This window comes from Caulobacter sp. LjRoot300 (assembly GCF_964253875.1).
GTDB lineage: Bacteria > Pseudomonadota > Alphaproteobacteria > Caulobacterales > Caulobacteraceae > Caulobacter.
In genome coordinates this window covers 547,346-570,912 of sequence record NZ_CAXUSA020000003.1, presented here as the reverse complement: position 1 = coordinate 570,912, position 23,567 = coordinate 547,346, and the positions used below count along the sequence as shown (strand labels likewise).

The window sequence follows — 23,567 nt, the reverse complement described above, 5'->3', positions numbered from 1 at the left end:
TGTCGGCTTGAAACCTTGAGGGATCAGCGGGCGTTGAGCCGCGCCACCAGCGCCGGCGGCGGCTCGTGGCCGGCCGCCGCGTAAGAGCGCAGCACGTCCAGGGCGTCGCGGCGGGCGCGATAGGCCAGCCAGCTTTGAAACACGCCGAAGACGCCCCAGCTCAGGGGAAACACCAGCCACCAATAGGAGCGGAACAGCTCGTCCATCGGTCTCAATCTCCAGATCGACGCGACCCTTCGCGCCGTTTTCTGAAGACTAGTCGGCGCCGACCCGTTGATTGGATGCGGCGACCCGGGAAATAATTTCGTCCATGGCCGAGAACATCATGGTCGGGCCGTGGTCGGCCAGGGCGCGCCGCGTGGCGTAGCCCCAATCGACCGCGCCGCAGGCCAGGCCCGCCTCGCGCGCCGCCTCGATGTCGCGGGTCTCGTCGCCGATGCACAGCACCCGGTTCTTGGCGATGCGCGCGGCCTTGACCACGGCCCTGAACTTGGCGGCCTTGCCGAAGATCGCCGCGCCGCAGCCGTAGTGGTCGACCAGGGCGGCCAGGTCAGGCCCCAGGATCGAGCGGATGGTGGCTTCGGAATTGGAGCTGACGATCGCCAGGCGCAGGCCCGCCGCCGACAGGCCGCGCAGCAGGTCGCCGGTGCCCGAGAACAGCGGGATGGCGTGGGCCTCGGCGGCCATCATCTTCTTGCCGTGGGCGGCGACCAGCGGGACCTTCCACAGCGGCAGGCCCAGATAGTCGATGATCTCGCGGCTGGTGCGGCCGCGCAGCATGGCGATCTCGTCCTCGGTGACCGCCTTGAACTTGAAGCGTTCGGCCAGCGGCCTGACGGCGCGGATGGCCCAGGCCGTGCTGTCGGCCAGAGTCCCGTCGAAGTCGAAGATGACCAGATCGATCTGGGCGTCCATTCAGCCCCCTGAACCCAAGGCGCGACCATACACGTCAGGCTTGAATCCGACCAGCAGTTGATCGCCCGCCTCAACGACCGGCCGCTTGATCATCGACGGATTGGTCAGCATCAGCGCGATGGCCTTGGCCTCGTCGATCCCCTGCTTGTCGGCGTCCGGCAGCTTGCGGAAGGTCGTCCCGGCCTTGTTCAGCAAGGCCTCCCAGCCCACGACCCGGCTCCAGGCCTCCAGGCGCGGACGATCGATTCCCGTCGTCTTGTAGTCGTGGAAGCCGTAGGCGACCCCGTGACCGTCCAGCCAGTCCCGCGCCTTCTTCATCGTGTCGCAGGCCTTGATGCCGTAGATCGTGGTGGTCACCTCTGATTGCTCCGTGCGCGTCAGATTCTCGAGTCCGACCAGCCTAGAGTTCGCGCGCCGCCGGGCAAAACGGAAAAAGGCGGCGGCGAACGCGCGGTCCGTCCGCGAACGGTCAGGCCAGGGCCAGCAGGCCCGCGCGCAGGGCGTCGCCGTCGCCATCTGGCAGGCCCGCCTCGACCTCGGCATGGGTGTGCGTCCAGGCCGGCAGGGCCTGGGCCAGCAGAGCCATGCCGGCCGGCGTCAGGGACAGGCGACGGCTGCGCCGGTCCAGCGGATCGACGTCGACCCTCAACAGGCCGCGCCGCTCCAGGGGCTTGAGGTTGGCGGTCAGGGTGGTGCGATCCATGGCCAGCAGGCCGGCCACCGAGCCGATGGTCGGCGGCTCGGGCCGGTTCAGCGACATCAGCAGCGAGAACTGGCCGTTGGTGATCGCGAACGGCGCCAGGGCCTGGTCGAACCGCCGCGCCAGGGCTCGCGCCGCGCGCTGGGCGTGGAGGCACAGGCAGGTGTCCCTCACGTGAAGGGTGGCGGCGAACGGCACTTCCAGCGGCTTTGACACCTCGCACTTATGTTGATATCAACTCTTTCTGTCAAGGCCGAACGGCTGGCGGGCTCACGCACCAGGGAGAACAACCATGCCCAACCACAAGGTCGCATCGCGCGAGGAATGGCTGGAGGCGCGCAAGGCGCTGCTGGCCCACGAGAAGGAAGAGACCCAGTTGCGCGACCGCAACGCCGCTGAGCGGCTGGCCCTGCCTTGGGTCAAGGTCGACAAGGTCTACGCCTTCGATACGCCGAGCGGCAAAAAGACCCTGGCCGAGCTGTTCGACGGCCGAAGCCAGCTGGTGGTCTACCATTTCATGCTGCCGCCCGAATGGGACGCCGGCTGCCCCGGCTGCTCGTTCCTGGCCGATCACCTGGACGGGACCCTGCCCCACCTGAACCATCACGACGTCACCCTGATCGCCGTGTCGCGCGCGCCGCTGGACAAGATCGCCGCCTACAAGGCCCGGATGGGCTGGACCTTCCCGTGGGCCTCATCGTTCGAGAGCGACTTCAACTACGATTTCGGCGTGTCGTTCACGCCCCAGACGATCGCGGCCGGCGCCACCTACAATTTCGAGCCCGCCGGCGAGGACGCCAACGAACTGCCCGGCATGAGTTCGTTCTACAAGGACGACACCGGCCAGGTGTTCCACACCTATTCCAGCTACGGCCGCGGCGGCGAGGAACTGATCGGGACCTACATGATCCTCGACCGCGCGCCCCTGGGCCGCAACGAGGAAGGCTCCATGGACTGGATGCGCCGCCACGACGAATACGAGGACGCCGCGCCGGCCAAGGCCTGTCACGGCGAAGCGGTTCCGGCCTAGGCGTCCGCCATGCTGTGCTGCGCGCTGGGACTGCTGGCCCTGCTGACCGGCGCCTCGGCGCGCGGCCTGCGGGCTCTGCTGGGCGCGTGGCCGGTGGCGATCCTCGCCGGCGGCGCGGCCACGGCCCTGGCGGTTCTGGTTCCGCACCACCTGGAGCACTATCGCCAGCGCGCCCAGGCCCACGATCGGACCGTGATGGCCGAGATCGTCGCCGCGCCGCTGTGCTCGGGCCGGCCGTCCTAGGCGGATTCGACGCGAGGCTCTTTCAGCGCCCGGCTGAAGTACACCGGCAGACACAGCCGCGCCGGCCAGTCGACCATGTCGGCCTGGTATTCCTCGGTCCACATCTCGGCCGGATGGGCGTGCACGAACCGCGCTTCCTGGATCTCCGGCGGATCGGCGAACACGAGGCTGACGGCAGGGGTCTCGTCGATGACCCCGGCCCTGGCACCGATGCCGGTGCAGATCGCTCTGAGCGCAGAGGGGGAAATCAGAGGACAGGTCAGGCCAGTTTACAGAATCGCGACCGTGAAGAACGCCCGCCCGGGCACCCTCGCCTACCGCTCCTGGACGCTGGAGGCCCCGCCTTCGCTGGCGTTGTGGATGTACTGCTCGGCGACCAACCAGGCCTTGACCGGCCGCAACGTGCCCAAGCATCCGACCAGCAGGGCCGGAAAGACCGTCGCGAACTGCACCCACAGCGGCGGGCTCCAGGCGATCACCGCCCACGCCCAGACCGCGATGACCAGGATGCCCATGCCGGTCATGACAAAGAAGGCCGGGCCGTCCGCTGGGTCGGCGAAGCCGTAGTCCAGCCCGCAACGGTCGCACTGCTTGGCCAGGCGCAGGAAGCCGCCGAACAGCCTGCCCTCGCCGCAGCGCGGACAGCGGCAGAGCAAGCCCGCCCGCAGGCTCGTCGGGCTGTCGAAGGGTGTGGTGAGCGGCCGTTCCATACAATGAGCGCCTTGTTGCATACATTAATCATCGAATGTATGTATCGCATCATGGAAAAGCAACCATGACGCGGGATCGCCCCACGGCTGGCTGGCTGCGGCGCATCCGGCCCGGCCAAGGCCGGCCGATCTATCTGGCGCTGGTCGAGGCTCTTGAAACGGCCGTCCGCGAGGGCGAGTTGCAGCCGGGCGATCAATTGCCGCCCCAGCGCGCCGTGGCCGATCAGCTGGGCATCGACTTCACAACGGTCACCCGAGCCTATGGCGCCGCCCGAGCCCGCGGCTTGGTCGAGGGCGCGGTGGGCCGCGGCACCTTCGTGCGCCGCCGCGCCGCCGACGACGAGACCGGCCTGGTCGATCTCAGCATGAACCTGCCGCCGCCGCCCCAGGGCGTGTCGCTGGCGGCGCTGCTGAAGGAGACGACCGCCGCGATCCTCGACCGCACCGACGTCGCCACCTTGATGGCCTATCACGCCGGTCCCGGGACACCGGGACAGCGCGCGGCCGGTGCGGCCTGGCTGGCGGCGACGCTGGGCGACGTCGGGCCCGAACGGATCGTGGTCTGCCCCGGCGCCCAGTCGGCCCTGACGGCGGTTCTGACCACGGTCGCCAAGCCGGGCGGGGCCCTGGTGGTAGAGCCCCTGACCTATCCCGGGATCATCGCCCTGGCCGCCCGGCTGGGCCTGCGGCTGGTCGCCTGCCCGGTCGACGACGAAGGCTTCCTGCCTGAAGCCTTGGCCGGGCTTTGCGCCGAGCACCGGCCGGCGGCCGTCTATCTGGTTCCGACCACCCGCAACCCTGTCGCCACCACCATGGGCCTGGCGCGCCGCCGCGAGGTCGCGACCGTCGTGGCCGCCAGCGCGGTCTGGCTGATCGAGGACGACCCTTACAGTCGCCTGTTCGACACCCCACTGCCCGCCCTCGCCACCCTGGCGTCGGCGCGGACCTTCCACATCGCCACCCTGTCCAAGACGCTGTCGCCGGGCCTGCGCATCGCTTTTCTGGCGGCTCCCACCGACGCGATGGCACAGCAGATCGCCGACGCCCTGCACGCCACGGCCCTGATGGGATCGCCGCTGACCACGGCGGTGGCCGTGCGCTGGATCCGCGACGGCGCCGCCGAGCGGATTCTGGCCGGCGTGCGGCTGGAAGCCCGGGCGCGCCGGGCCATCGCCGCCGAGCTCCTGCCCGCAGCCCGTGGCGACGCCGAAGGGCTTCATGTCTGGCTGGACCTGCCGGCCGGCCTCGACGCGGGCGGTCTTCGCGCCTTGGCGGCGGCGCGCGGCCTGGCGCTGGTCGGGGCGAACGCCTTCGCCGTCACGCCCGACGCCCCCGCCGGCCTGCGCATCTCGCTGGGCGGCCCGGCCAAGGCGTCGCTGCTGCGCGAAGCGCTCGGCAATGTCGCGGCCCTGCTGAAGCCGCCGACGGTCGTCTGAGCGACAAGCGCCCCGGAGCTTGGAGGCCCCGGGGCGAATTCAAATCAAGGGGATACCGCTGGACAATGCGCCAGGCGGCGTTTGGTTCGGTCCGATCGCGGATCGCTCGCCATTTTCAGCGTAACGCCCATCGCGCCAGCGGGATGTGCTCGGTTCGCCCCAACAGGCTGTGGACCAGGGTGAAGCCGCCAACGGTCCAGCGAATGGGCGAAAGGGCTTGCTCGGCGACCAGCCGGCGATCGTAGAGCATGGTCACGTGCGGCGTGAAGCTCCTGTCCACCAGCTTGCCCAGGCCGGCCCGCGCCATCGCCAGGCCGAGATCGCGCTGGAAAGCCTTCAGCGCCTCGAGACCGTCGCCGCCTTGCAAGACGAACGGGTTGTTGCCGCCGTTGTGGAAGCTGGCGGCGCGATCGAACGCGACCTCGAAGGACGGAGTCGTCATCGCTTCGGCCGCTTGGCTGGCCATCGCCACGATGTCGCGCCGCACGCCGGCATGGTCGCCCAGGTGATGCAAGGTGATGTGAAACCGCTCGGGCGCCAGCGGTCGGCCGGTCAGTTGGTGCGCGCCCCGCAAGGCGTCAGCGCGCTGGGCGATGGTCGCCGCCGTCGCCGGATCGGGAAAGATCGCGAAGAACAGCCGGTCCGTGATCGCCGGCGCGTCGAAGAGGGAAAACTGGTCGGACACCAGGGCATCTTGCCGAGATTCCGAAAATGGCGCCACGAGCACATCCTGCGAGCACAGCGCTGGATCTTATTCCCGCTTGGCGAATGGCCGCAAAGGTCTAGCCTTGGGCGACAAGCGGGTGCGATTTCCCGTCGCCCGAAGCGTCGCTCGAAATGTTCCGGAAGGAGATCTTCCCTGTCGTTCGTGACCGACGTCAGGATCTATTCCAACCACTGCATCTCGAAAAATGTAGTTTTCCCCCGAAGCAGCGGGCGCTGAAAAATATGCGCGATGTTGTCGCGTCCTCATCCCGCGAATCTCGCATAACCGCTGGGGCGCCACGAACGATCAAACATAAGGCTCGACACTGAATGCACACGGCTCACGAGATGAGCGCATGGTCCGCGTCTGGTTTGCCCGAATCCGTCCTCGACACCGTCACGGCGAACGTGGCGATCCTGAACGCCGAGGGCGAGATCATCGCTGTGAATGACGCCTGGGCGCGCTTTGCCGAATTCAACGCGCTACCGGTGGAAAACCATGGACTGGGCCTGAATTATGTTGGGTTCTGCGACGGCTTGGGCGCCGGCGAAGCAGCCGTGGGCCTGCGAGGACTGCTGGCGGGCGAGCCGGGCCCCTTCCGCCACGAATACCAGATGGACCTGGCCAACGGACCGTTGTGGGCCCGGATGACCGCCACCCGCGTCTCCAGCGACGGGCGCACGCTGGTGATCGTGGCGCAGGAGGACATCACCGTTCAACGGCACGCCCAGGCGGCCCTGGGACGCGCCACCGCCGCGCTGCTGCACGCCGAGGATGACGAGCGCCGGCGCATCGCCCGCGAGCTTCACGACGGCACCGCCCAGTATCTAACCGGCGCCAAGCTGATGCTGGGCGCGATGAAGGTGGAGGGCCGCGCCGAAAAGATCCGGGGCGAGATCGAGGCTCTGCTGGTCAACGCCCTGGAGGAGATCCGTAGCCTGTCCTACGTGCTGCATCCCCCGGCCCTGGAGGAGATGGGCCTCGGCCCTGCTATCCGGCAGATGGCCGAAGGCTTCGCGCGGCGCACGGGGCTGTCGCTGCAGATCGACATCGCCGACGACTTTCCCAAGATGGCCCGGCCGACCGAGGTGGCGCTGTATCGCGTCGCCCAGGAGGCCCTGGCGAATGTGCACCGGCACTCCGGCAGCCCTCGCGCCACGATCGGCCTGCGCCAGGCCGGCGAGATGGTCCTGCTGTCGATCCGGGACTACGGCGTGGGCTTGGCGGAAAGCGCCTCGGCGACGACCGGCGTCGGGCTGGCGGGCATGCGCCTACGCCTGGAGTTCGTCAGCGGCCACATCTCGCTGACCAGCGCCTTTCCCGGCGTGCTGGTCGAAGCCTGGGCGCCCTTCCTGCCGAAAAGCTAGCGCCCGGACCGCCCGCCGGCCCGGCCGCGACGCGGGTCAAACGCGCGAAATCCGGGCAACGTCCCCATCGTCCGTGCACCGCTGCTATGCAAATCGCCGCGTTTTCATGCTGCGATGCGACATGGTGGAGTTTTCGGATTGCCGCGCCGCCCGACCGGCCCCTTCCTGATCCCGACACGCGGGACAACGACGTTCCGCGATGGCCCGAGAGGGCCGCCGTAGGGCGATGCAGCCGTGCGGTACCGTTTGGACAACGACGTCCGGAGAGATCGCTCCTAGCGATCCCGCCGGGCGTTTTTTTTGGTCTATTGGGGGACTAAAGCATGACAAGACTGCGAGGAATGCTGCGTTGCAGCACGGCTTTCTGCGCCCTGATGTTGGGCGGAACGGCCTATGCGCAATCGGCGCCGGAGCCCGTTCCGGCCACCACCGAACCCGTCGCGGACGTCGTCGAGCCGCCCCCGCCCCCCGCTCCGCCGCCGACCATCAGCGACCAGATCATGGCCGGCAAGCTGATCCTCGAGGTCCGGGCCCGCTACGAGAACGTCGACCAGACCAAGACCGCCACCCTGAAGGACGACGCCTCGGCCTTCACCATCCGCACCCGCCTCGGTTGGGAGACCGGCGAGTTCAAGGGCGTCAAGGGCCTGATCGAGTTCGAGGACGTCCGCCAGGCGGGCCCCGAGCACTACGCCGTCAACGTTCCCGGCGTGGCCACCGCCCCGCTGAACGGCGCCGACAAGGCCCGCTATCCGGTGGTCAACGACCCCGACGTCACCGAGCTGAACCGCGCCCAGCTGACCTGGACGCCCAGCGCCGCCCTGCAGGTCACGGCCGGCCGCCAGCGCATCCTGCTCGACGACCAGCGCTTCGTCGGCAATGTCGGCTGGCGCCAGGACGAGCAGACCTTCGACGCCATCCGCACCGACTTCGCCCTCGGTCGGATCAAGGGCACCTACGCCTATGTCACCCACGTCAACCGCATCCTCGGCGAGCTGAAGGATTGGGACAGCGACAGCCACCTGCTCAACGTCACCTGGTCGCCGGCCGAGATGCTGCGCCTGCAGGGCTTCGTCTACGCCCTCGACTTCGGCAATTCGGCGGTCAACTCGTCGCTGACCAAGGGCGTCAAGGCCTCGGGCAAGACTTGGGTCGGCCTCTATCAGCTGGCCTACAACGCCACCTACGCCAAGCAGTCGGACTATCACGGCAACACGCCCAATTTCGACCTGGCCTATTTCGGCGGCGACATCGCCGGCACCTTCGACATCTACACCGTCAAGGCCAGCTACGAGTCGCTGGAAGGCGACGGGACCCGCGGCTTCACCACGCCGCTGGCCACCGTCCACGCCTTCCAGGGCTGGTCCGACGCCTTCGTCTCGCCGGGCGGCAACAAGAGCTTCGTCGACGGCATCGAGGACGCCAACCTGACGTTCAACGTCAAGCCGCGCTTCAAGCGGACCTATTTCTTCAACACCGACTTCCTGGTCCGCTACCACGACTTCGACGACCAGCGGACCGGCGCTGACCTCGGCCGCGAATGGGACCTGCAGTTCACGGCCGCCATCACCCCCAAGCTCTCGATCCAGCTGAAGTACGCCGACTTCCAGCGCGAAAAGACCGTGCCGCTGGGCACGGCGACGCCGCCGGCCTCGCGGACCAAGGCCTGGTTCACCCTCGAATACAAACTCTGACCCGAGCGGGATTGAAGATCATGACCAAGACCGACAAGACCGTCGCCGCCGCCGCCAGCCCCGAAACGGGCCTGACCCGGCGCCACGCCCTGATCGCCGCCGCCGCCACGGTGGCGGCGGCCCGGGCCGCCTTCCCGGCCGGGGCCCACGCCGCCGGCTCGGGTCCGGAAGTGGCCAAGGCCAAGCTGGGCTTCATCGCCCTGACCGACTCCGCGCCGGTGATCATCGCCAAGGAGCGCGGCCTGTTCGCCAAGCACGGCATGCCCGATGTCGAGGTCCTCAAGCAGGCCTCGTGGGGCGCCACCCGCGACAACCTGGTGCTGGGTTCGGAACGCGGCGGCATCGACGGGGCGCACATTCTCTCGCCCATGCCCTATCTGATGACCACCGGGGCGATCACCGGCGGCGCGCCGACGCCGATGTACATCCTGGCCCGGCTCAACACCAACGGCCAGGGCATCTCGGTCGGCAACGACCTCAAGGCGGTCAAGGTCGGCCTCAACAGCGCCGGCGCCAAGGCCAAGTTCCAGCAGCTGAAGGCGGCCGGCAACATCGCCAAGGTGGCCATGACCTTCCGCGGCGGCACCCACGACCTGTGGGTCCGCTACTGGCTGGCGGCCGGCGGCATCAACCCCGAGACCGACGTCTCGACCATCGTCATCCCGCCGCCGCAGATGGTCGCCAACATGAAGGCCGGCACCCAGGACGCCTTCTGCGTCGGCGAACCGTGGAACGGCCAGCTGGTCAACCAGCATGTCGGCTACACCGCCTGCCTGACCTCGGAACTGTGGATGAACCACCCGGAAAAGGCGCTGGGCATGCGCGCCGCCTGGGTCGACAAATATCCCCGCGCGGCCCAGGCGATCACCGCCGCCGTGCAGGAGGCGCAGCTGTGGTGCGACAAGGCCGCGAACCTGCCGGCCATGTGCTCGATCGTCTCGGGACGCCAGTACGTCAACGTGCCGATGGGCGACATCCTGCCCCGCCTGCAGGGCACGGTGGACTATGGCGACGGCCGCACCCTGAAGAACTCGCCGCACCACATGAAGTTCTGGGCCGACAGCGCCAGCTTCCCCTTCAAGTCCCACGACCTGTGGTTCCTGACCGAGGACATCCGCTGGGGCGTGCTGCCGCAGAAGACCAACACCCAGGCCCTGGTCAACAAGGTCAACCGCTCGGACATCTGGCGCGCGGCCGCCAAGACCATCGGGCAGTCCGGCCCGGCCGGCGACAGCCGCGGCGTCGAGCGGTTTTTCGACGGCAAGGTGTTCGACCCGGCCAATCCGGGCGCCTACCTGGCCAGCCAGCCGATCAAGAAACTGGTCTAGGAGCGCGGTGATGACCTTTCCCAAGCCCTCGTTCTCACCGGCCGAACCCGTGGCGGGGGCCATGGGAGAGGTCAAGGCGGCGGCCCCGCCGCCGGCCCCGGCCCCCGAGCCCCGGGCTTCGCGGCTGTCGGAACTGCGCCGCCGGGCCGGGGCCACGGCGGCGGCGGTGATCCCGCCGGCCGTGACCCTGCTGGTCCTGCTGGGCATCTGGCAGGGCATGGCCGGTGACTCCTATACCGGCGTGCCCTCGCCGCTGCACATCTGGGCCGAGTCCAAGGACCTGATCACCGACCCGTTCTTCGACCGGGGCGGGGTCGACAAGGGCCTGTTCTGGCACGTACTGACCAGCCTCAGCCGGGTCGGCGTCGGCTTCTCGCTGTCGGCGGTCTGCGGCGTGATGCTGGGCGTGCTGATCGGCGCCAACCGCTGGGCCCATCGCGGCCTCGACCCGATCTTCCAGGTGCTGCGCACCGTGCCGCCCCTGGCCTGGCTGCCGATCTCGCTGGCCGCCTTCCAGCAGGCCCAGCCCTCGGCCCTGTTCGTGATCTTTATCACCTCGATCTGGCCGATCATCATCAACACCGCCGTCGGGGTGCGCAACATCCCGGCCGACTATGTCAATGTCGCCAAGGTGCTGCGGCTGTCGCCGGCCGAGTATTTCTTCAAGATCCTGCTGCCGGCCACCACGCCCTACATCTTCACCGGCCTGCGCATCGGCATCGGCATGAGCTGGCTGGCCATCGTCGCCTCCGAGATGCTGCTGGGCGGCGTCGGGGTCGGGTTCTTCATCTGGGACCAGTACAATTCCGGGCGGATCTCCGACATCGTCGTGGCCCTGGCCTGGGTCGGCCTGACCGGCTTCTTCCTCGACCGTCTGGTGGCCCTGCTGGGCCGCATCATCTCGCGCGGCAGCGCGGCGAGCTAGGACACTCCACCATGGCAAAAGCCTATCTCTCCATCGAAGCCGTCGGCGTCACCTTCGCCAAGGGCTCGGCCCGCTCCGAGGTGCTGACCGGCGTCGACCTGCGGGTCGACAAGGGCGAGTTCGTCTCGATCATCGGCCATTCCGGCTGCGGCAAGTCGACCCTGCTCAACGTCGTCGCCGGCCTGGTGCCGGTGACCACCGGGGCGGTGATCCTCGACAAGCAGGAGGTCAACGCCCCCGGCCCGGACCGGGCGGTGGTGTTCCAGAACCACTCGCTGCTGCCGTGGCTGTCGGTGCGCGAGAACGTCAGCCTGGCGGTCGACAAGGTGTTCGGCAAGACCAAGTCCGCCGCCGAGCGCCGCGAATGGACGCTGCACAACCTCGACCTGGTCAAGATGACCCACGCCATGGACAAGCGGCCCTCGGAGATCTCCGGCGGCATGAAGCAGCGGGTCGGCATCGCCCGGGCCCTGGCCATGGAGCCCAAGGTCCTGCTGCTCGACGAGCCGTTCGGAGCCCTGGACGCCCTGACCCGCGCCCACCTGCAGGACAGCGTCATGGAGATCCATGCGGCCCTGAAGAACACGGTGCTGATGATCACCCACGACGTCGACGAGGCCGCCCTGCTGTCGGACCGCATCGTGATGATGACCAACGGCCCGCGCGCCTCAATCGGCCAGGTGCTCGACGTCGCCCTGGACCGCCCGCGCGACCGCCTGGCCGTCGCCGAGAACCCGACCTACGTCCACGCCCGGGCCGCGGTGATCGAGTTCCTCTACGCCCGCCGCGCGGCCTGAGGAAACAAACGCGGCGCATATTGCTCCCTGAACGGCTGGGCGGGACGCTTCGCCGAACGCAGTCCTGCGCAAGCCGGTCGTCGCCGGTCGTCGCCGGGCTTTGCCGGGCGTCAGTCTCGCACGACGGAAAGCCCCGCTAGAAGTAGAGCGTAGGCGGCAAGCCTGCGAGACATGAACTCCGTGAAAAGCCGCACGCGCTTGGTCTTGCGGGTCTCCCCCTGCGTGAGAAGCCAAACCGGTCCATACAAGTGTAGGTCGCTGCCCGGCACTCTCTCTAACAGGGGATCGGCATCGCCGACGAAGCACGGCAGCGTCGTGATGCCGATACCTTGCCGCACGGCGACGATCTGGGCCTCGCCGTCCGTGGTCCTGAATGGGACCCCCGTGGTGCGAACCTCACTCTCGCGGGCCCAGTCCGGGACGCCATGACCACTTACGGCGATCCATCTGGGATCCGGCGGGCCCGCGCGCCACGCAGCGAGGCGGTCGCCGGAGATGTAGAAGCCGCCGAACACCTCCGGCCCCTTCAGGCCGTGAAGATTGAGCGGCAAGGCTTCGCGGTTGTAGACGACGCGGATCGCCACGTCGGCCTCTCGATTGGTCAGATTCGCCAACTCGCCAGACGACAAGATTTCCAACTCGATGCCCGGATGCAGGCGCACGAAATCGGCGAAGTCTGGCATGAGCAGGTGTGTCGCCAGGGGCGGCGGCAGCGTCACCCGCAGAAGCCCGCGCACGCTCTGGTCGCGACCGAAGACACGGGTCTCCAGTTGGTGCGACGAGGCCTCCATCTGGTTGGCGAGTTCGAGCACCTCCTCGCCCGCGGCCGTCAGACGGTAGCCCGAAGGCAGCTTTTCGAACATCTGCGCCCCGAGGTGTTCCTCAAGCTGAGCGATGCGTCGCAGCACCGTCGAGTGGTTCACCCCGAGGCGCTCGGCGGCGGCTCGCAGCGAGCCTCCGCGCGCGACGGCCAGAAAATAGCGAACGTCATCCCAGTCGATCATGGTGCATTCCGGCACCGCGTGGTGCAGCTTCCAAGGCCCGCAGCGAACGCATCGAACACCAGTATGGGCCGCCATCATAGCCCATACCGAACAACGTGGCCCAGTTTCTGAACGGCGGACACCGATCGTCGCGGCCGGCGTCGCCCGTCCAGCCGGTTCGATTTCGCACCACCGATGTGCGCGCTTCCGCACTCAAAGCCTGACCCGACAGACTTACTTCCAGGTCCTCGGGGATCTCCCCGAACGACCAAAGACGGAGTTTGAAGGAAGTCATGGGAAAGCTTGAAGGTAAGGTTGCCGTCGTCACGGGCGGCTCGAGCGGCATGGCGCTGGCGAGCGCCAAACGGTTCGTTGAAGAAGGCGCTTACGTCTTCATCACGGGGCGGAGACAGGAGGCGCTGGACGAGGCCGTCAAACTGATCGGCCGGAACGTGACCGGCGTGCGCGGCGACGTGTCCAATCTCGACGACCTCGACCGCCTGTTCGACACGGTCAAGCGGGAAAAGGGCAAGATCGACGTCCTGTACGCCAGCGCCGGCACGGGCGAAGCCGCCCTGCTGGGCGAGATTACCGAGCAACACTTCGATGCGACCTTCAACCTGAATGCGCGCGGCACGCTGTTCACGGTCCAGAAGGCGCTGCCGCTGTTCAACGATGGCGGCTCGATCTTCATGACCGGGTCGGTGGCTTCGATCAAAGGCTTTCCTGGCTACAGCGTCTATGCGGCGAGCAAGGCGACGCTGCACGCCTTCGCACGCGGGTGGCTCAACGAACTGAAGGGCAGGAATATCCGCGTGAACGTGCTGCACCCGGGGCCGATCGCCACGCCGATGCAGGACCAGGTTCTCACCGAGGAAGCCAAGCAGATGTTCGAATCCCTGATCCCGCGGGGAAAGATGGGTCGTCCCGAGGAAATCGCGGCGGTCGCGCTGTTTCTCGCTTCAGACGATTCGAGCTTCGTGAACGGGCTGGAGTTGTCCGTCGACGGCGGCTTCTCGGCCATCTGAATTCGCGCCGGACCGCGAGAAGCGGCCAATCGGCGGGAACTTCCGTGGCGGCGCGACGCCTGCGCGAAAATCGCCACGCACCGAAAACGGATAGCCCAGCGCGATAGCCCAGCGCCGCTGAAAGCCAGGAAATCAAGATCAACACGGATCGGAGAAGTATTATGAGTTACGCAATTATCGGCTTCGGCAGGATCGGCCAGGCCCTGGCCAAGGCGTCCGCCCGCAACGGCCTCGAAGTCTCCGTCGCAACCACGCGCGACCCGGAAAGCTTCGCCGCCGATACGGCCGCGATCGGCCCCACGATCCTCCCCAAGACACTGGCGGAAGCGATCAAGGCGGACATCGTCTTCTTGGCGGTCCGCTTCGAGTCGCATCCGGACGTCGCCAAGGCGCTGCCTAGAGCGTGTTGAGATTAGGCGGCATAGCCTGAGTTTCTGAGATAGTTGGCGCATTCTTCTGGAGGGAAGGCGTTGAGGAGCATGCCGGTGGCCTTGAGCAGGCCATTGTGTGAGCGGGCCTGAGCCTTTCGCAGGAGGTGCTTGAGCTTGGAGAAGACCTGCTCGATGGGGTTCAGGTCGGGGGAGTATTTGGGCAGGAAGAGGAGCCTGGCCCCGGCTTGGCGGATGGCCTGGCGGACCATCTTGCCGCGATGGCTGCCCAGATTGTCCATAACCACGACGTCGCCGGCTTGAAGGGTGGGGACCAGGAAGGTCCGCACCCAGGCCAGGAAGATCTGGCCGTTGATCGGGCCATCGAGCAGGCAGGGCGCATCGATCCGGTCGCGCCTGAGGGCGGCGATGAAGGTCAGGGTCTTCCATCGGCCGAACGGGGCCTTGGCCTTGAGTCGGGCGCCACGAGGGCTCCAACCGCGCAGGGGCGCCATGTTGGTCTTGGCCCAGGTCTCGTCGATAAACACCAGGCGATCAGCGTCGATGCGCCCCTGATACTTGCGCCATTGCTCACGTCGGCGAGCCACGTCAGGCCGATCCTGCTCCTTGGCCAACAGGCTTTTTTTTGAAGCTGAGGCCTTGGGCGTGCAGGAACTCCCAGACCGAACGCCGGTCCACCTTCAGGCCCCGCACCCGCTGCAGCTCCTCCACCAACTGGCTGATGGTGAAGTCCTTCTCCCGGCAGCGGGCGACCAGCCAGTCGGCATGCTCGCCACGCAGCGTCCTTGGCTTGTAGCCGCCCATCTTGGCCGGCGCGACGCTCCCGGTCGCCCGGAACCGCGCCACCCACTTGATCGCCGAACTGGGCGCCACGCCAAACCGCGCCGCGGCCTGTTGGCGCGACAGGCCGCCGCTCTCAACCGCCGCCACCACGCGCTCACGAAGATCCAACGAACAGGGCTTGCCCATCCATGCTGGCCTCCTTCCCAGCCAGCATCTTGAATCAGACCCTAGCTGATTTGGGAATCCCGCGATTCAGCTAAACCTCAACCCGCTCTAGTTGGAAGGGCAAGACCGTCGTCGACGCGATGAACCTGTTTCCGGTCCCCGAGGAGCTGGAGGGTATTCCGTCCTCCGCCGTCGTGGCGAAGGCGTTCACCGGCGCCAAGCCCCGTCCTGCTCGCGTCAGCGCTGCCGCAAGCCAAACAGCCGCGTCATAGCTTCACCCCTCGAAGCCGCAAGGCATTGAGGATGACGCTGAACGAGGACAGGGCCATCGCCGCCGCCGCGAGTTGAGGCGACAGCAGGAGCTTCATCGAAGGGTACAGGACCCCGGCGGCGATCGGCACGCCAGCGACGTTGTAGATGAAGGCGAGCACCAGGTTCTGCCGGATATTGCTCATCACAGCCTTGGACAGCCGGCGCGCACGGACCAAGCCGAGCAGGTCCCCTTTGAGCAGGGTGACGCCCGCGCTTTCAATGGCGACATCCGCGCCCGCGCCCATCGCAATGCCGACCTCCGCCGCCGCGAGCGCCGGTGCGTCATTGACGCCGTCTCCGGCCATGGCCACTGATCGCCCCTCGCTCCGAAACCTCTGCACGACCTTGGCCTTGTCCTCGGGCAAGACCTCGGCCTCGACCTCGTCGATGCCCAGGCGCTTGGCGATGGCGAGCGCCGTCGTGCGGTTGTCCCCCGTCATCATGACCAGACGGACGCCAACCGCCTTCAGCGCCTGCGCGGCCTCCAGGGTGGTCGGCTTGATTGGATCGGCAATTCCCAAGACCCCGGCCAGACGCCCGTCGATCGACGCGAAGATCGCCGTCGCGCCATCACGACGAAGACGTTCGGCCTCGGCCTCGAGCGGCGACATGTTCAAGCCAAGCTCCGTCATCAAACGCGGCCCGCCGAGCACGATGCGCTTGCCATCGACGACGCCAAGCACGCCCTTGCCGACCGGCGAGTCAAAGTCGCTGGTCTCCGACAGCGTCAGATTTCGGTCCTTGGCCGCGCGCAAAATGGCGTCCGCCAACGGGTGCTCACTGGCGCGCTCAAGGCTCGCGGCGAGACGCAGCAGCTCGGATTCCTCGATCCCGGCGGCCGGAGTGATCGCGATCAAGGCCGGACGGCCCTCCGTCAGGGTGCCGGTCTTGTCGACGACGAGCGTGTCGATCTTCTCGAAGCGCTCCAGCGCCTCGGCGTTCTTGATCAGAACGCCGGCCTGAGCGCCCCTGCCGACGCCGACCATGATCGACATGGGTGTCGCCAGGCCCAGGGCGCACGGACAGGCGATGATCAAGACCGAAACAGCCGCCACCAGAGCGTAGGACAGGCGCGGATCAGGACCCATGATGGCCCAGGCGGCGAAGGCAAGCGCGGCGACCGCCAGCACGGCGGGTACGAACCAGGCCGAGACCTGGTCGGCCATCCGCTGGATCGGCGCGCGGCTACGCTGGGCTTCGGCGACCATCTGAACAATGCGCGACAGCAGGGTGTCGGCCCCGACCTTCTCGGCGCGCATCACGAAAGAGCCGGTCTTGTTGATGGCGCCGGCGATGACCTTGGCGCCCGGTTCCTTGGTGACCGGCATCGACTCGCCCGTCACCAGGGACTCGTCGATCGAGACGCGCCCTTCCAGAATCTCGCCATCGACCGGCACCTTCTCGCCGGGACGCACCCGAAGCCGGTCGCCGACATGGATCAGGTCGAGCGTGACCTCCTCATCGACGCCGTCGCCACGAACGCGCCGCGCCGTCTTGGGCGCGAGATTGAGGAGGGCCTTGATGGCGCCGCTGGTCTGTTCGCGGGCGCGCAGTTCGAGAACCTGTCCCAGCAGAACGAGCACGGTGATGACGGCGGCAGCCTCGAAATAGACCGGTACGGCGCCTGTCACATCTTGGAAGGTCGGCGGAAACAAGCTCGGCCGCAGGACCGCGACGATGCTGTAGGTCCAGGCCACCCCAACGCCGATCGCAATGAGGGTGAACATGTTGAGGCGCCGGGTGACCAAGGAGGTCCAGCCTCGAACGAAGAATGGCCAGCCCGCCCACAAGACAACGGGTGTCGCCAAGGCGAGCTGAATCCAGTTCGAGACCTGACGATCCATCAGCATCATCAGGCCGGTCAAATGGCCGCCCATCTCCAGCGCGAACACCGGCGCGGCCAAGGCCAGTCCGAACCAGAATCGCCGGGTCATGTCCGCCAATTCGGGATTGGGTCCGTGTTCGGCCGTGATGGTGATCGGTTCCAGCGCCATGCCGCAGATCGGGCAGGAGCCGGGCCCGACATGGCGAATTTCCGGGTGCATGGGGCATGTGTAGAGGGCGTCAGGCGATGTCGGCGGCGCGGCGGAGTGGGAACTGGCGTTCAGGTATTTGTCCGGATCGCCCACGAACTTCGTGCGACATCCCGCCGAACAGAAACGGACGGGCTGACCGTCATGCGCCGCGTGATGGACCGTGACCTTCGGATCGACGGTCATCCCACAGACAGGATCCTTGACCCTCCCGTCGGTCTCGCTCGCGCCGGCCGAGGGCTCGGCGTGGTGGTGAAGTGCATGGTCGTGCGGATCATGTCGCATGGACGCATCCTCCATACCCCCTGGGGGCATTATATCGAGCGAGAGATATGCTCAGAATCGGTGAATTGCAATTACCCCCTAGGGGTATATCTTTAACCAACGTCCAGGAGCTTCGAATGATCCGCGAAAACAAGCCGCGCCTGCTGAACCGATTGAACCGCCTCGAAGGCCAGGTCCGTGGCATCGCGCGTATGATCGAGAACGATCGCTACTGTATCGACGTGCTGACCCAGCTGCAGGCCGCCCGCGCCGCGATCCGGGTGGTCGAGACCGAGATGCTCAAGGAGCACATCGATCACTGCGTCACCACGGCGATGATCAGCGGCGGCGAGGAAGAGCGCCGCGCCAAGGTGGCGGAACTGGTTCAACTCCTGGAGCGCGCCACCAACTAGATTTGGCCGCAAGCCCAAGGACCGCATCATTCACGAAATAGGCGCGATGGATTTGATCCACCGCAACACCGAGGCCTCCTGACCGTGAGGGATTGTGCTGGCACAAGGAACACCATCATGCGCCTCGCCTTCTTCCTCACCGCTGGCCTCGTCGGCTTTGGCCTCGCCAGCGCGTCGATCGCCCAGGAGACTGATCATTCAGCTCATCACCCCGAAGTCGAAAGGCCGTCCGTCACGACGCCGGTAACTCCCCCGGCTCCCCCCACGATGCCCGACGCCATGCAGTGCAAGACGATGATGGACAAGATGTCGGGAACGGAGGGCAAACCTGCTCCCGGCGCTGCGCCCATGACCAGCCACGCTGGAATGACGAGCGAGGAGCGCCAAAAGCACTGCGTGGAAATGATGGACCAGATGCGCAAGCCGGACGCGGACAAGACGCCTAAAAAGTGAGGGAGGTGTGCGGCCGACGCGTGTGGGGAGTAAGAACCCGCCGAAGGACAAGCCCATGCGCCCCACGCCGCCCTTCTCGCCACGACCGTCGCCGCGACTCTGTTGATCGCGGGCCAGGCCAATGCTCACGCCAAGCTCGTCTCTTCCGACTAGGCCGCCAACGCGACGGTCGCCGCGCCCAAGGCCATCGGCCTGACCACTCCCGCTTTCTCTACGTTCGAGCTAGCGATGACCGACGGCATGAAGGCCCCGATCAAGACCCGCGCCTCCAAGGACCATAGGACGATCACGGGCGCTCCCCGTGGCAAGCTGATGGCCGGCGTCTTCAAGCTCACCTGGCACGCGGCCGCGGTGGACGATCGCCACCGGATGGTTAGGTCCCGCTGGTAGGACGACGCCGCATTGATCCTCCAAGGCGGCCACGAGGCTCAGCAATTCGTAAGCCAGGTGGTTGAGCAAGTGAACTCGACTAAGGCGCCCGTGCGTTGGACCGAGCGATCGGCGAGGTTTCTGGCCAGCAGGCCCAGAGCGCCGCAACACCCATGGGGCCCTCAGCTGCCCATCGCCGCCAGCCCCGTCACGGGCAGCTTGAGGAACACGTTGCCAGCGGCAGTAGGCTCAGGCAAGGCGCCCGCGCGGATATTCACCTGCAACGCCGGCAGGATGAGCGTCGGCGCCGCCAGGGTGGCGTCCCGGGCCTGGCGCAGGACCACGAACGCCTCCTCGCCGACGCCGTCATGGGCATGGACGTTATGAGTGCGCTCCTCGGCGACCGTGGTCTCCCAGCGATAATCCGAGCGACCAGCCGGCAGGTAGTCGTGGCCGACGAAGATCCGCGTCGACGGCGGCAGGGCCAGCACCTTTCGGATCGACCGGTAGAGCGTACGCGCGTCGCCGCCCGGAAAATCGGCGCGCGCCGTGCCGTAGTCGGGCATGAACAGGGTGTCTCCGACAAAGGCCGCGTCGCCGATCAGATAGGTCAGGCAGGCGGGGGTGTGGCCGGGCGTGTGCAGGACCCCGATCGCAAGGTCGCCCAGCGCAAGGGTCTCGCCCTCCTCCATCAAGACGTCGAAGGCGGCGCCGTCGGCCGTTTCATCGGCCTCGAATACCGGGATGAAGACCTTCTGCACCTCGACGATGCGGGCGCCGATGACGATCTTGGCGCCGGTCTTGCCCCGAATGTAGTCGGCCGCTGACAAGTGGTCGGCGTGAGCGTGGGTCTCCAGCACATAGGCCAAAGTCAGGCGCTGCTCCTTCACGGCGGCCAGAATGGCGTCGGCAGAGGCGGTCGAGAGGCGCCCGGCCTTGGGCTCGAAGTCGAGCACGGGATCGACGATCGCCGCCGTTCGCGTCGCCGGATCGACGACGAGATAGCTGGCGGTGAAGGTGGCCGAATCGAAAAAAGCCTGAACGTCAGGTCGCATGGTCGGAGTCTCCAGTCGGCACAGCCTTTAATATGAGCACTTGCTAATTTAGCACAAGTGAATATATGGCGTTCATGTTCGATCTCTCGCGTTTCGATGTCCGCCAGTTCGAGGCCAGCGCCGCGGAAGCCGCCAAGCTCCTGCGCGCCCTGGCCAACGAGCGGCGGCTGATGATCCTGTGCCAGCTCGCCGATGGCGAACGGTCGGTGGGGCAACTGCTGCCCCTCGTCGGCCTGTCGCAGTCGGCGCTGTCGCAACACCTTGCGGTGCTGCGCGACGAAGGTGTCGTGGCCACGCGCCGTGAGGCCACCAGCGTCTGGTACCGGATCGCCGATCCCGCCGCCCTCAAGGTGGTCGGCACGCTCGCGGAGATCTTCTGTCCCCCTGGCAGGAGCGCCCCCGATGACCTCTCCCCTGATCTCCCTCAAACCTGATGACGCCGCCCAGCGCCTGGCCGACCGCCGCGCGGTCCTGGTCGATATTCGCGAGCCGGACGAATTCGCCCGGCGACGGGCGCGGGGTGCGCTGTCGCGGCCGCTCTCGGACCTGGCGGCCAAGGGCCTGGGCCTGCCGGACGCGCGGGAAGTGATCTTCAGCTGTCGCTCAGGCCAGCGCACCGGCGCCAATGGCGCGCGCCTGGCCGCGGCCTGCGGCGCGCGCGCCTATGTTCTGGAAGGCGGCCTGGACGCCTGGGACGCGGCCGGCCTTCCCGTCGATGTCGACACCAAGGCGCCGCTCGAAATGATGCGCCAGGTGCAGATCGTCGCCGGCCTGTTGGTGCTGGCCGGGGTGGTCCTGGGCCTTGTCGTCTCGCCCTGGTTCTTCGGGATTTCGGCCTTCGTCGGCGGGGGTCTGACCTTGGCTGGAACCACTGGCTTTTGCGGCATGGCCCGGCTGCTGGTTCTGGCGCCGTGGAACCGGCCAAGGACGGCGTAAGGTCATGGACCAAGCCTGGACCTATGGCGTCGCGGCCCTGAGCGGAGGGCTGGTCGCTCTGCTGCTGACCCTCTTTGGCGGCGGCGGTTCGGTGCTCGCCACGCCCCTGCTGCTCTACGCGGTGGGCATGAAGGACGCCCATGTCGCGATCGGCGTCTCGGCCGCCGCCGTCGCGGTCAACGCCGCTGTGGGCCTTGCCGCCCAGGCCAAGGCTGGTCGCGTCAAATGGCCTTGCGCCCTGGCCTTCGGCGCACCGGGCCTCGCCGGGTCGCTGGTCGGCGCCCATGTCGCCAAGGCGCTGCCGGGCGACACCCTGCTGATCTGGTTCGCGGTGGCCATGGCGGCGGTGGGCTTGGCCATGTTCCGCAAGCCAGGCTCGCCCGGCGATCCTGACGTCCAGATCGACAGCGGCAAGGCGATGCGGTTGGCGCCGGTCGGCGCGCTGACGGGCTTGGCCGCGGGCTTCTTCGGCATCGGCGGCGGCTTCCTGATCGCCCCGGGCCTGATGGCCGCGACGGGCATGACCCTGGCCAACGCGGCCGCCTCGTCCCTGGTCTCGGTGACCCTGTTCGGCGCGGCGACCAGCGCCAGCTACGCGGCCTCTGGCCTGATGGATGTCCCCATCCTCCTGGCCATGGTCGCCGGCGGCGCGGCCGGCGTGGCGATCGGCGCGCGCCTGGCGCCTGTCCTCGTCGTCAAGGCGCTGCTGGCGCGACGCCTGTTTGCCGCCATGATCGTCGTCACAGCGGCCTATGTCGCCTGGCGGACGCTGGCGGTCCGGTAGTTGAGTGACGCGTCATGGGTCGCCATCGGCGAATTCACCCTAGTCTTTCTCCCAGAAATCGATGCGGGCCTTCCAGTAGGCCATTTCACCTTCCGGCAACCACCAACCGATTTCGGCGCCGAAGGGCAGCCAGACGCCGCGACGATGGCGGCCAGCTTTGGGTGGCGTTGAAACGCAAAGCGCCACGCGACCCTATTTTCGTCCATGCGCTAGGCTCGGTCCTCCGTCCAAGGCCCATTGTGTGGCCGAGGCGCGTGCGATGTCGTCAAGGCGATGAACGCCAAGGCGGCAGAGGCCGAGTCACGTTTCGGCTCAGGAAGGGCGCATAGAGCCGATGCGCCTTGGCGACGACGATCGGCCCCGTCCCCGCCGCCACAACGACAAGACAGACGGCGATCGCGATGCTGTTGCGACCATCGGCGATGGGCTGTCCTGCCTCCGCGCGTCGCGCCAGGGCGATGGCGGCGATGGCGATGGCGGACCCCAGCGCGACGCCCGCCAGGACATCTGACAACCAGTGGGCGCCGAGATAGACCCTCGACACGCTGATCGAGGTGACCATCGCCGCCGCCATTCCCAAGGCCGAAAGCCTCCAAGATTTCGTCACCCCCTCCGCGGCCAGCGCGCCCAGGATGACATAGAGCACAGCCGCGGAGGCCGCATGGCCGCTGGGAAAGCTGAACGCATCGACCCCGGCGTAGAGCGGCGAAGGTCGTGGGGTATGGAAGGCCAGCTTGAAGGCAGGGGCAAGCAATGCGCATGCGCCCATCGCCCCCGCGAGCGCCAAGGCCCAGCGGCAACGTCGCGCCATCACCAGATAGGCCGAAACCAGAGCGGTGACACACCAGCGCGGCAAGCCATCGCCAAACCCGGAGAGCGCCATCATCGCCTCGTCCAGCCAGGGCTGACGAAGGCGCCAGGCGGCCGTGGCGAAGGCGTCGTCAAACCGCGTCACCCCGCCCGACGCCCGAACCGCGACACCGAGCAGCGCGGCGATCAGCAGCAGCGCGGCGGCGAGCGTCCCGCTACGCTTGAGGGACACGCGTCGCTGGGTCGCGTCGAAAGCGCTTGCCGTAGCCATGCCCTAGCCATGCGCCTTTTGACGGGCGGTCGCTAGAAGCGCGGCGGCCTGCGCCTTGCGCCCGAGATCGGCCACCTCGCGGCCCGGACGCGCCGGCGCGTTGATCGCCCGTTGCAGGGCGACCTCGGCCCCGGCGTAGTCGCTCTGGCGCATCAGGAAGTCGCCGTAGAAGAAGTTGGAATCCACGCCGGTGGGATTGGCGGCCAGGGCCTTGGTCAGATAGGCCCGCGCCTTGCCCGCATCGCCGAACCCGATCGGGAAGCCCGGCACCTGGGCGTAGAGCGAGCCCAGGCTGGTATAGACCGAGCCGTCGCCCAGAGCCGCGGGATTGATCTTCTCGGCCCGCTCCAGCATGCCGCGCGCGCTCTTGGCCAGGGCCAGACCGCCGATGCCGCCCTTGGCGCCGGCCTCGGTGGCCGTGGAGATCGCCTCCCAGACCAGCGGCTCGGCGTGGTTGGGATACTGCTTGGCCAGAGTGTCAGCTTCGGCCGCCAGCTTGGCGGCTTCCGCCGCCTGGGCCGACTTGTCGCGAACCTCGTAGTTCACGTGGGCCCAGGTTCGGGCCAGGCCGTCGATGCGAGCGTCGAAAACCGGATCGGCGGCCAGGGCGGGCGTGGCGGCCAGAGCGACGGCCGCCACCACGGCCAGCATGGAAAGTTTCATGATGG

General features: G+C 67.5%; 29 protein-coding genes. 16 read left to right on the top strand and 13 right to left on the bottom strand.

Annotated elements, in window-relative coordinates:
* Positions 1-23: 23 nt before the first annotated feature.
* The 4 genes from ACSQ2G_RS12815 to ACSQ2G_RS12800 form a co-directional block, all read right to left on the bottom strand.
* Positions 24-206, bottom strand: coding sequence for a hypothetical protein (locus ACSQ2G_RS12815; protein ID WP_310078921.1), 183 nt, complete (start codon positions 204-206; stop codon positions 24-26).
* Between the two features lie 49 nt (positions 207-255).
* The gene (locus tag ACSQ2G_RS12810; protein WP_436031371.1) at positions 256-915 is read right to left on the bottom strand and encodes an HAD hydrolase-like protein; all 660 of its coding nucleotides are present in this window, start codon (positions 913-915) and stop codon (positions 256-258) included.
* Positions 916-1,272: an ArsC family reductase gene (locus ACSQ2G_RS12805; RefSeq protein WP_436031369.1), complete on the bottom strand. Its 357-nt coding sequence runs from the start codon at positions 1,270-1,272 to the stop codon at positions 916-918. It abuts the gene before it with no gap.
* 112 nt (positions 1,273-1,384) lie between these two features.
* Complete coding sequence (locus tag ACSQ2G_RS12800) at positions 1,385-1,831, bottom strand: MarR family winged helix-turn-helix transcriptional regulator (protein WP_436031367.1); 447 nt, start codon at positions 1,829-1,831, stop codon at positions 1,385-1,387.
* Positions 1,832-1,907: 76 nt separating this feature from the next.
* Here ACSQ2G_RS12800 and ACSQ2G_RS12795 point away from each other — a divergent pair, with 76 nt between their 5' ends.
* Together ACSQ2G_RS12795 and ACSQ2G_RS12790 are read left to right on the top strand one after the other, a co-directional pair.
* A complete protein-coding gene (locus ACSQ2G_RS12795; RefSeq protein ID WP_436031365.1) occupies positions 1,908-2,645 on the top strand; it encodes a DUF899 domain-containing protein in 738 nt (245 codons plus the stop codon).
* A 9-nt stretch (positions 2,646-2,654) separates the two neighbouring features.
* Positions 2,655-2,888 (top strand): hypothetical protein, encoded by a 234-nt coding sequence (locus ACSQ2G_RS12790; protein WP_436031363.1) that lies wholly within the window; start codon positions 2,655-2,657, stop codon positions 2,886-2,888.
* Here the strand turns inward: ACSQ2G_RS12790 and ACSQ2G_RS12785 are convergent.
* Together ACSQ2G_RS12785 and ACSQ2G_RS12780 are read right to left on the bottom strand one after the other, a co-directional pair.
* On the bottom strand, positions 2,885-3,052 hold the full coding sequence (locus ACSQ2G_RS12785) for a hypothetical protein (protein ID WP_436031361.1): 168 nt from the start codon (positions 3,050-3,052) through the stop codon (positions 2,885-2,887). The two genes, ACSQ2G_RS12790 and ACSQ2G_RS12785, sit on opposite strands and share 4 nt — an antisense overlap.
* A 150-nt stretch (positions 3,053-3,202) precedes the next feature.
* The gene (locus ACSQ2G_RS12780) at positions 3,203-3,598 is read right to left on the bottom strand and encodes a DUF983 domain-containing protein (RefSeq protein ID WP_436031359.1); all 396 of its coding nucleotides are present in this window, start codon (positions 3,596-3,598) and stop codon (positions 3,203-3,205) included.
* Positions 3,599-3,663: 65 nt separating this feature from the next.
* Between ACSQ2G_RS12780 and ACSQ2G_RS12775 the strand changes: the two genes are divergently transcribed.
* Positions 3,664-5,034 carry a PLP-dependent aminotransferase family protein gene (locus ACSQ2G_RS12775; RefSeq protein WP_436031357.1) on the top strand — a complete coding sequence of 457 codons (1,371 nt, stop codon included), beginning with the start codon at positions 3,664-3,666 and terminating at the stop codon, positions 5,032-5,034.
* A gap of 115 nt (positions 5,035-5,149) precedes the next feature.
* Here ACSQ2G_RS12775 and ACSQ2G_RS12770 read toward each other — a convergent pair whose 3' ends face one another.
* Complete coding sequence (locus ACSQ2G_RS12770; protein ID WP_436031355.1) at positions 5,150-5,719, bottom strand: 2'-5' RNA ligase family protein; 570 nt, start codon at positions 5,717-5,719, stop codon at positions 5,150-5,152.
* A 392-nt stretch (positions 5,720-6,111) separates the two neighbouring features.
* Between ACSQ2G_RS12770 and ACSQ2G_RS12765 the strand changes: the two genes are divergently transcribed.
* From ACSQ2G_RS12765 to ACSQ2G_RS12745, 5 genes are all read left to right on the top strand, one after another.
* The gene (locus tag ACSQ2G_RS12765; RefSeq protein ID WP_310078937.1) at positions 6,112-7,107 is read left to right on the top strand and encodes a PAS domain-containing sensor histidine kinase; all 996 of its coding nucleotides are present in this window, start codon (positions 6,112-6,114) and stop codon (positions 7,105-7,107) included.
* A 323-nt stretch (positions 7,108-7,430) separates the two neighbouring features.
* Positions 7,431-8,801 (top strand): alginate export family protein, encoded by a 1,371-nt coding sequence (locus tag ACSQ2G_RS12760; protein ID WP_436031353.1) that lies wholly within the window; start codon positions 7,431-7,433, stop codon positions 8,799-8,801.
* Between the two features lie 20 nt (positions 8,802-8,821).
* Positions 8,822-10,129, top strand: coding sequence for a CmpA/NrtA family ABC transporter substrate-binding protein (locus ACSQ2G_RS12755; protein ID WP_436031351.1), 1,308 nt, complete (start codon positions 8,822-8,824; stop codon positions 10,127-10,129).
* A 10-nt stretch (positions 10,130-10,139) separates the two neighbouring features.
* Positions 10,140-11,054 carry a nitrate ABC transporter permease gene (gene ntrB / locus ACSQ2G_RS12750; RefSeq protein ID WP_436031349.1) on the top strand — a complete coding sequence of 305 codons (915 nt, stop codon included), beginning with the start codon at positions 10,140-10,142 and terminating at the stop codon, positions 11,052-11,054.
* An 11-nt stretch (positions 11,055-11,065) separates the two neighbouring features.
* Positions 11,066-11,851, top strand: coding sequence for an ABC transporter ATP-binding protein (locus ACSQ2G_RS12745; RefSeq protein ID WP_436031347.1), 786 nt, complete (start codon positions 11,066-11,068; stop codon positions 11,849-11,851).
* A gap of 110 nt (positions 11,852-11,961) precedes the next feature.
* On the opposite strand, the gene ACSQ2G_RS12740 is transcribed toward ACSQ2G_RS12745, so the two are convergent.
* Complete coding sequence (locus ACSQ2G_RS12740) at positions 11,962-12,855, bottom strand: LysR family transcriptional regulator (RefSeq protein WP_436031345.1); 894 nt, start codon at positions 12,853-12,855, stop codon at positions 11,962-11,964.
* Between the two features lie 272 nt (positions 12,856-13,127).
* Here ACSQ2G_RS12740 and ACSQ2G_RS12735 point away from each other — a divergent pair, with 272 nt between their 5' ends.
* Together ACSQ2G_RS12735 and ACSQ2G_RS12730 are read left to right on the top strand one after the other, a co-directional pair.
* Positions 13,128-13,862 carry an SDR family NAD(P)-dependent oxidoreductase gene (locus ACSQ2G_RS12735; protein WP_436031343.1) on the top strand — a complete coding sequence of 245 codons (735 nt, stop codon included), beginning with the start codon at positions 13,128-13,130 and terminating at the stop codon, positions 13,860-13,862.
* Positions 13,863-14,023: 161 nt separating this feature from the next.
* On the top strand, positions 14,024-14,272 hold the full coding sequence (locus ACSQ2G_RS12730; RefSeq protein WP_436031341.1) for an NAD(P)-binding domain-containing protein: 249 nt from the start codon (positions 14,024-14,026) through the stop codon (positions 14,270-14,272).
* Positions 14,273-14,274: 2 nt separating this feature from the next.
* On the opposite strand, the gene ACSQ2G_RS12725 is transcribed toward ACSQ2G_RS12730, so the two are convergent.
* Together ACSQ2G_RS12725 and ACSQ2G_RS12720 are read right to left on the bottom strand one after the other, a co-directional pair.
* Positions 14,275-15,220, bottom strand: a protein-coding gene (locus ACSQ2G_RS12725) for an IS630 family transposase (RefSeq protein WP_436027530.1) whose coding sequence is annotated in 2 segments (ribosomal slippage) — positions 14,275-14,877 and positions 14,879-15,220 — 945 coding nt in all. Because the reading frame shifts where the segments join, the coding sequence is not laid out codon by codon here.
* Positions 15,221-15,465: 245 nt separating this feature from the next.
* Positions 15,466-17,859 carry a heavy metal translocating P-type ATPase gene (locus ACSQ2G_RS12720; RefSeq protein ID WP_436031339.1) on the bottom strand — a complete coding sequence of 798 codons (2,394 nt, stop codon included), beginning with the start codon at positions 17,857-17,859 and terminating at the stop codon, positions 15,466-15,468.
* A gap of 86 nt (positions 17,860-17,945) precedes the next feature.
* On the opposite strand from ACSQ2G_RS12720, the gene ACSQ2G_RS12715 reads away from it, so the two are divergent.
* From ACSQ2G_RS12715 to ACSQ2G_RS12705, 3 genes are all read left to right on the top strand, one after another.
* The gene (locus ACSQ2G_RS12715; protein ID WP_436031337.1) at positions 17,946-18,221 is read left to right on the top strand and encodes a metal-sensitive transcriptional regulator; all 276 of its coding nucleotides are present in this window, start codon (positions 17,946-17,948) and stop codon (positions 18,219-18,221) included.
* A gap of 117 nt (positions 18,222-18,338) precedes the next feature.
* Positions 18,339-18,674 (top strand): hypothetical protein, encoded by a 336-nt coding sequence (locus tag ACSQ2G_RS12710; protein WP_436031335.1) that lies wholly within the window; start codon positions 18,339-18,341, stop codon positions 18,672-18,674.
* A 228-nt stretch (positions 18,675-18,902) separates the two neighbouring features.
* The gene (locus ACSQ2G_RS12705) at positions 18,903-19,064 is read left to right on the top strand and encodes a hypothetical protein (protein WP_436031334.1); all 162 of its coding nucleotides are present in this window, start codon (positions 18,903-18,905) and stop codon (positions 19,062-19,064) included.
* A 161-nt stretch (positions 19,065-19,225) separates the two neighbouring features.
* Here the strand turns inward: ACSQ2G_RS12705 and ACSQ2G_RS12700 are convergent, their stop codons facing one another.
* The gene (locus ACSQ2G_RS12700; protein WP_436031332.1) at positions 19,226-20,098 is read right to left on the bottom strand and encodes an MBL fold metallo-hydrolase; all 873 of its coding nucleotides are present in this window, start codon (positions 20,096-20,098) and stop codon (positions 19,226-19,228) included.
* 74 nt (positions 20,099-20,172) lie between these two features.
* On the opposite strand from ACSQ2G_RS12700, the gene ACSQ2G_RS12695 reads away from it, so the two are divergent.
* The 3 genes from ACSQ2G_RS12695 to ACSQ2G_RS12685 are packed head-to-tail and all read left to right on the top strand — an operon-like array spanning position 20,173 to position 21,818.
* Positions 20,173-20,532 (top strand): ArsR/SmtB family transcription factor, encoded by a 360-nt coding sequence (locus ACSQ2G_RS12695; RefSeq protein ID WP_436031966.1) that lies wholly within the window; start codon positions 20,173-20,175, stop codon positions 20,530-20,532.
* Positions 20,501-21,034, top strand: coding sequence for a rhodanese family protein (locus ACSQ2G_RS12690; protein ID WP_436031330.1), 534 nt, complete (start codon positions 20,501-20,503; stop codon positions 21,032-21,034). Before ACSQ2G_RS12695 ends, ACSQ2G_RS12690 begins: the two co-directional genes overlap by 32 nt.
* Before the next feature lie 4 nt (positions 21,035-21,038).
* Positions 21,039-21,818 (top strand): sulfite exporter TauE/SafE family protein, encoded by a 780-nt coding sequence (locus tag ACSQ2G_RS12685; protein ID WP_436031328.1) that lies wholly within the window; start codon positions 21,039-21,041, stop codon positions 21,816-21,818.
* Positions 21,819-22,083: 265 nt separating this feature from the next.
* Here ACSQ2G_RS12685 and ACSQ2G_RS12680 read toward each other — a convergent pair whose 3' ends face one another.
* Complete coding sequence (locus tag ACSQ2G_RS12680; RefSeq protein ID WP_436031326.1) at positions 22,084-22,899, bottom strand: phosphatase PAP2 family protein; 816 nt, start codon at positions 22,897-22,899, stop codon at positions 22,084-22,086.
* Positions 22,900-22,902: 3 nt separating this feature from the next.
* Positions 22,903-23,562, bottom strand: a complete 660-nt coding sequence (locus ACSQ2G_RS12675) for a tetratricopeptide repeat protein (RefSeq protein ID WP_436031325.1) — start codon at positions 23,560-23,562, stop codon at positions 22,903-22,905.
* Positions 23,563-23,567: the final 5 nt, after the last annotated feature.

Coding starts and splice junctions, on each gene's coding strand:
- ACSQ2G_RS12815 (WP_310078921.1), bottom strand. CDS start 206: ATGGACGAGCTGTTCCGCTCCTATTGGTGGCTGGTGTTTCCCCTGAGC.
- ACSQ2G_RS12810 (WP_436031371.1), bottom strand. CDS start 915: ATGGACGCCCAGATCGATCTGGTCATCTTCGACTTCGACGGGACTCTG.
- ACSQ2G_RS12795 (WP_436031365.1), top strand. CDS start 1,908: ATGCCCAACCACAAGGTCGCATCGCGCGAGGAATGGCTGGAGGCGCGC.
- ACSQ2G_RS12790 (WP_436031363.1), top strand. CDS start 2,655: ATGCTGTGCTGCGCGCTGGGACTGCTGGCCCTGCTGACCGGCGCCTCG.
- ACSQ2G_RS12780 (WP_436031359.1), bottom strand. CDS start 3,598: ATGGAACGGCCGCTCACCACACCCTTCGACAGCCCGACGAGCCTGCGG.
- ACSQ2G_RS12775 (WP_436031357.1), top strand. CDS start 3,664: ATGACGCGGGATCGCCCCACGGCTGGCTGGCTGCGGCGCATCCGGCCC.
- ACSQ2G_RS12760 (WP_436031353.1), top strand. CDS start 7,431: ATGACAAGACTGCGAGGAATGCTGCGTTGCAGCACGGCTTTCTGCGCC.
- ACSQ2G_RS12755 (WP_436031351.1), top strand. CDS start 8,822: ATGACCAAGACCGACAAGACCGTCGCCGCCGCCGCCAGCCCCGAAACG.
- ntrB (WP_436031349.1), top strand. CDS start 10,140: ATGACCTTTCCCAAGCCCTCGTTCTCACCGGCCGAACCCGTGGCGGGG.
- ACSQ2G_RS12745 (WP_436031347.1), top strand. CDS start 11,066: ATGGCAAAAGCCTATCTCTCCATCGAAGCCGTCGGCGTCACCTTCGCC.
- ACSQ2G_RS12740 (WP_436031345.1), bottom strand. CDS start 12,855: ATGATCGACTGGGATGACGTTCGCTATTTTCTGGCCGTCGCGCGCGGA.
- ACSQ2G_RS12735 (WP_436031343.1), top strand. CDS start 13,128: ATGGGAAAGCTTGAAGGTAAGGTTGCCGTCGTCACGGGCGGCTCGAGC.
- ACSQ2G_RS12730 (WP_436031341.1), top strand. CDS start 14,024: ATGAGTTACGCAATTATCGGCTTCGGCAGGATCGGCCAGGCCCTGGCC.
- ACSQ2G_RS12720 (WP_436031339.1), bottom strand. CDS start 17,859: ATGCCCCCAGGGGGTATGGAGGATGCGTCCATGCGACATGATCCGCAC.
- ACSQ2G_RS12715 (WP_436031337.1), top strand. CDS start 17,946: ATGATCCGCGAAAACAAGCCGCGCCTGCTGAACCGATTGAACCGCCTC.
- ACSQ2G_RS12710 (WP_436031335.1), top strand. CDS start 18,339: ATGCGCCTCGCCTTCTTCCTCACCGCTGGCCTCGTCGGCTTTGGCCTC.
- ACSQ2G_RS12705 (WP_436031334.1), top strand. CDS start 18,903: ATGACCGACGGCATGAAGGCCCCGATCAAGACCCGCGCCTCCAAGGAC.
- ACSQ2G_RS12700 (WP_436031332.1), bottom strand. CDS start 20,098: ATGCGACCTGACGTTCAGGCTTTTTTCGATTCGGCCACCTTCACCGCC.
- ACSQ2G_RS12695 (WP_436031966.1), top strand. CDS start 20,173: ATGTTCGATCTCTCGCGTTTCGATGTCCGCCAGTTCGAGGCCAGCGCC.
- ACSQ2G_RS12690 (WP_436031330.1), top strand. CDS start 20,501: ATGACCTCTCCCCTGATCTCCCTCAAACCTGATGACGCCGCCCAGCGC.
- ACSQ2G_RS12685 (WP_436031328.1), top strand. CDS start 21,039: ATGGACCAAGCCTGGACCTATGGCGTCGCGGCCCTGAGCGGAGGGCTG.
- ACSQ2G_RS12680 (WP_436031326.1), bottom strand. CDS start 22,899: ATGGCTACGGCAAGCGCTTTCGACGCGACCCAGCGACGCGTGTCCCTC.
- ACSQ2G_RS12675 (WP_436031325.1), bottom strand. CDS start 23,562: ATGAAACTTTCCATGCTGGCCGTGGTGGCGGCCGTCGCTCTGGCCGCC.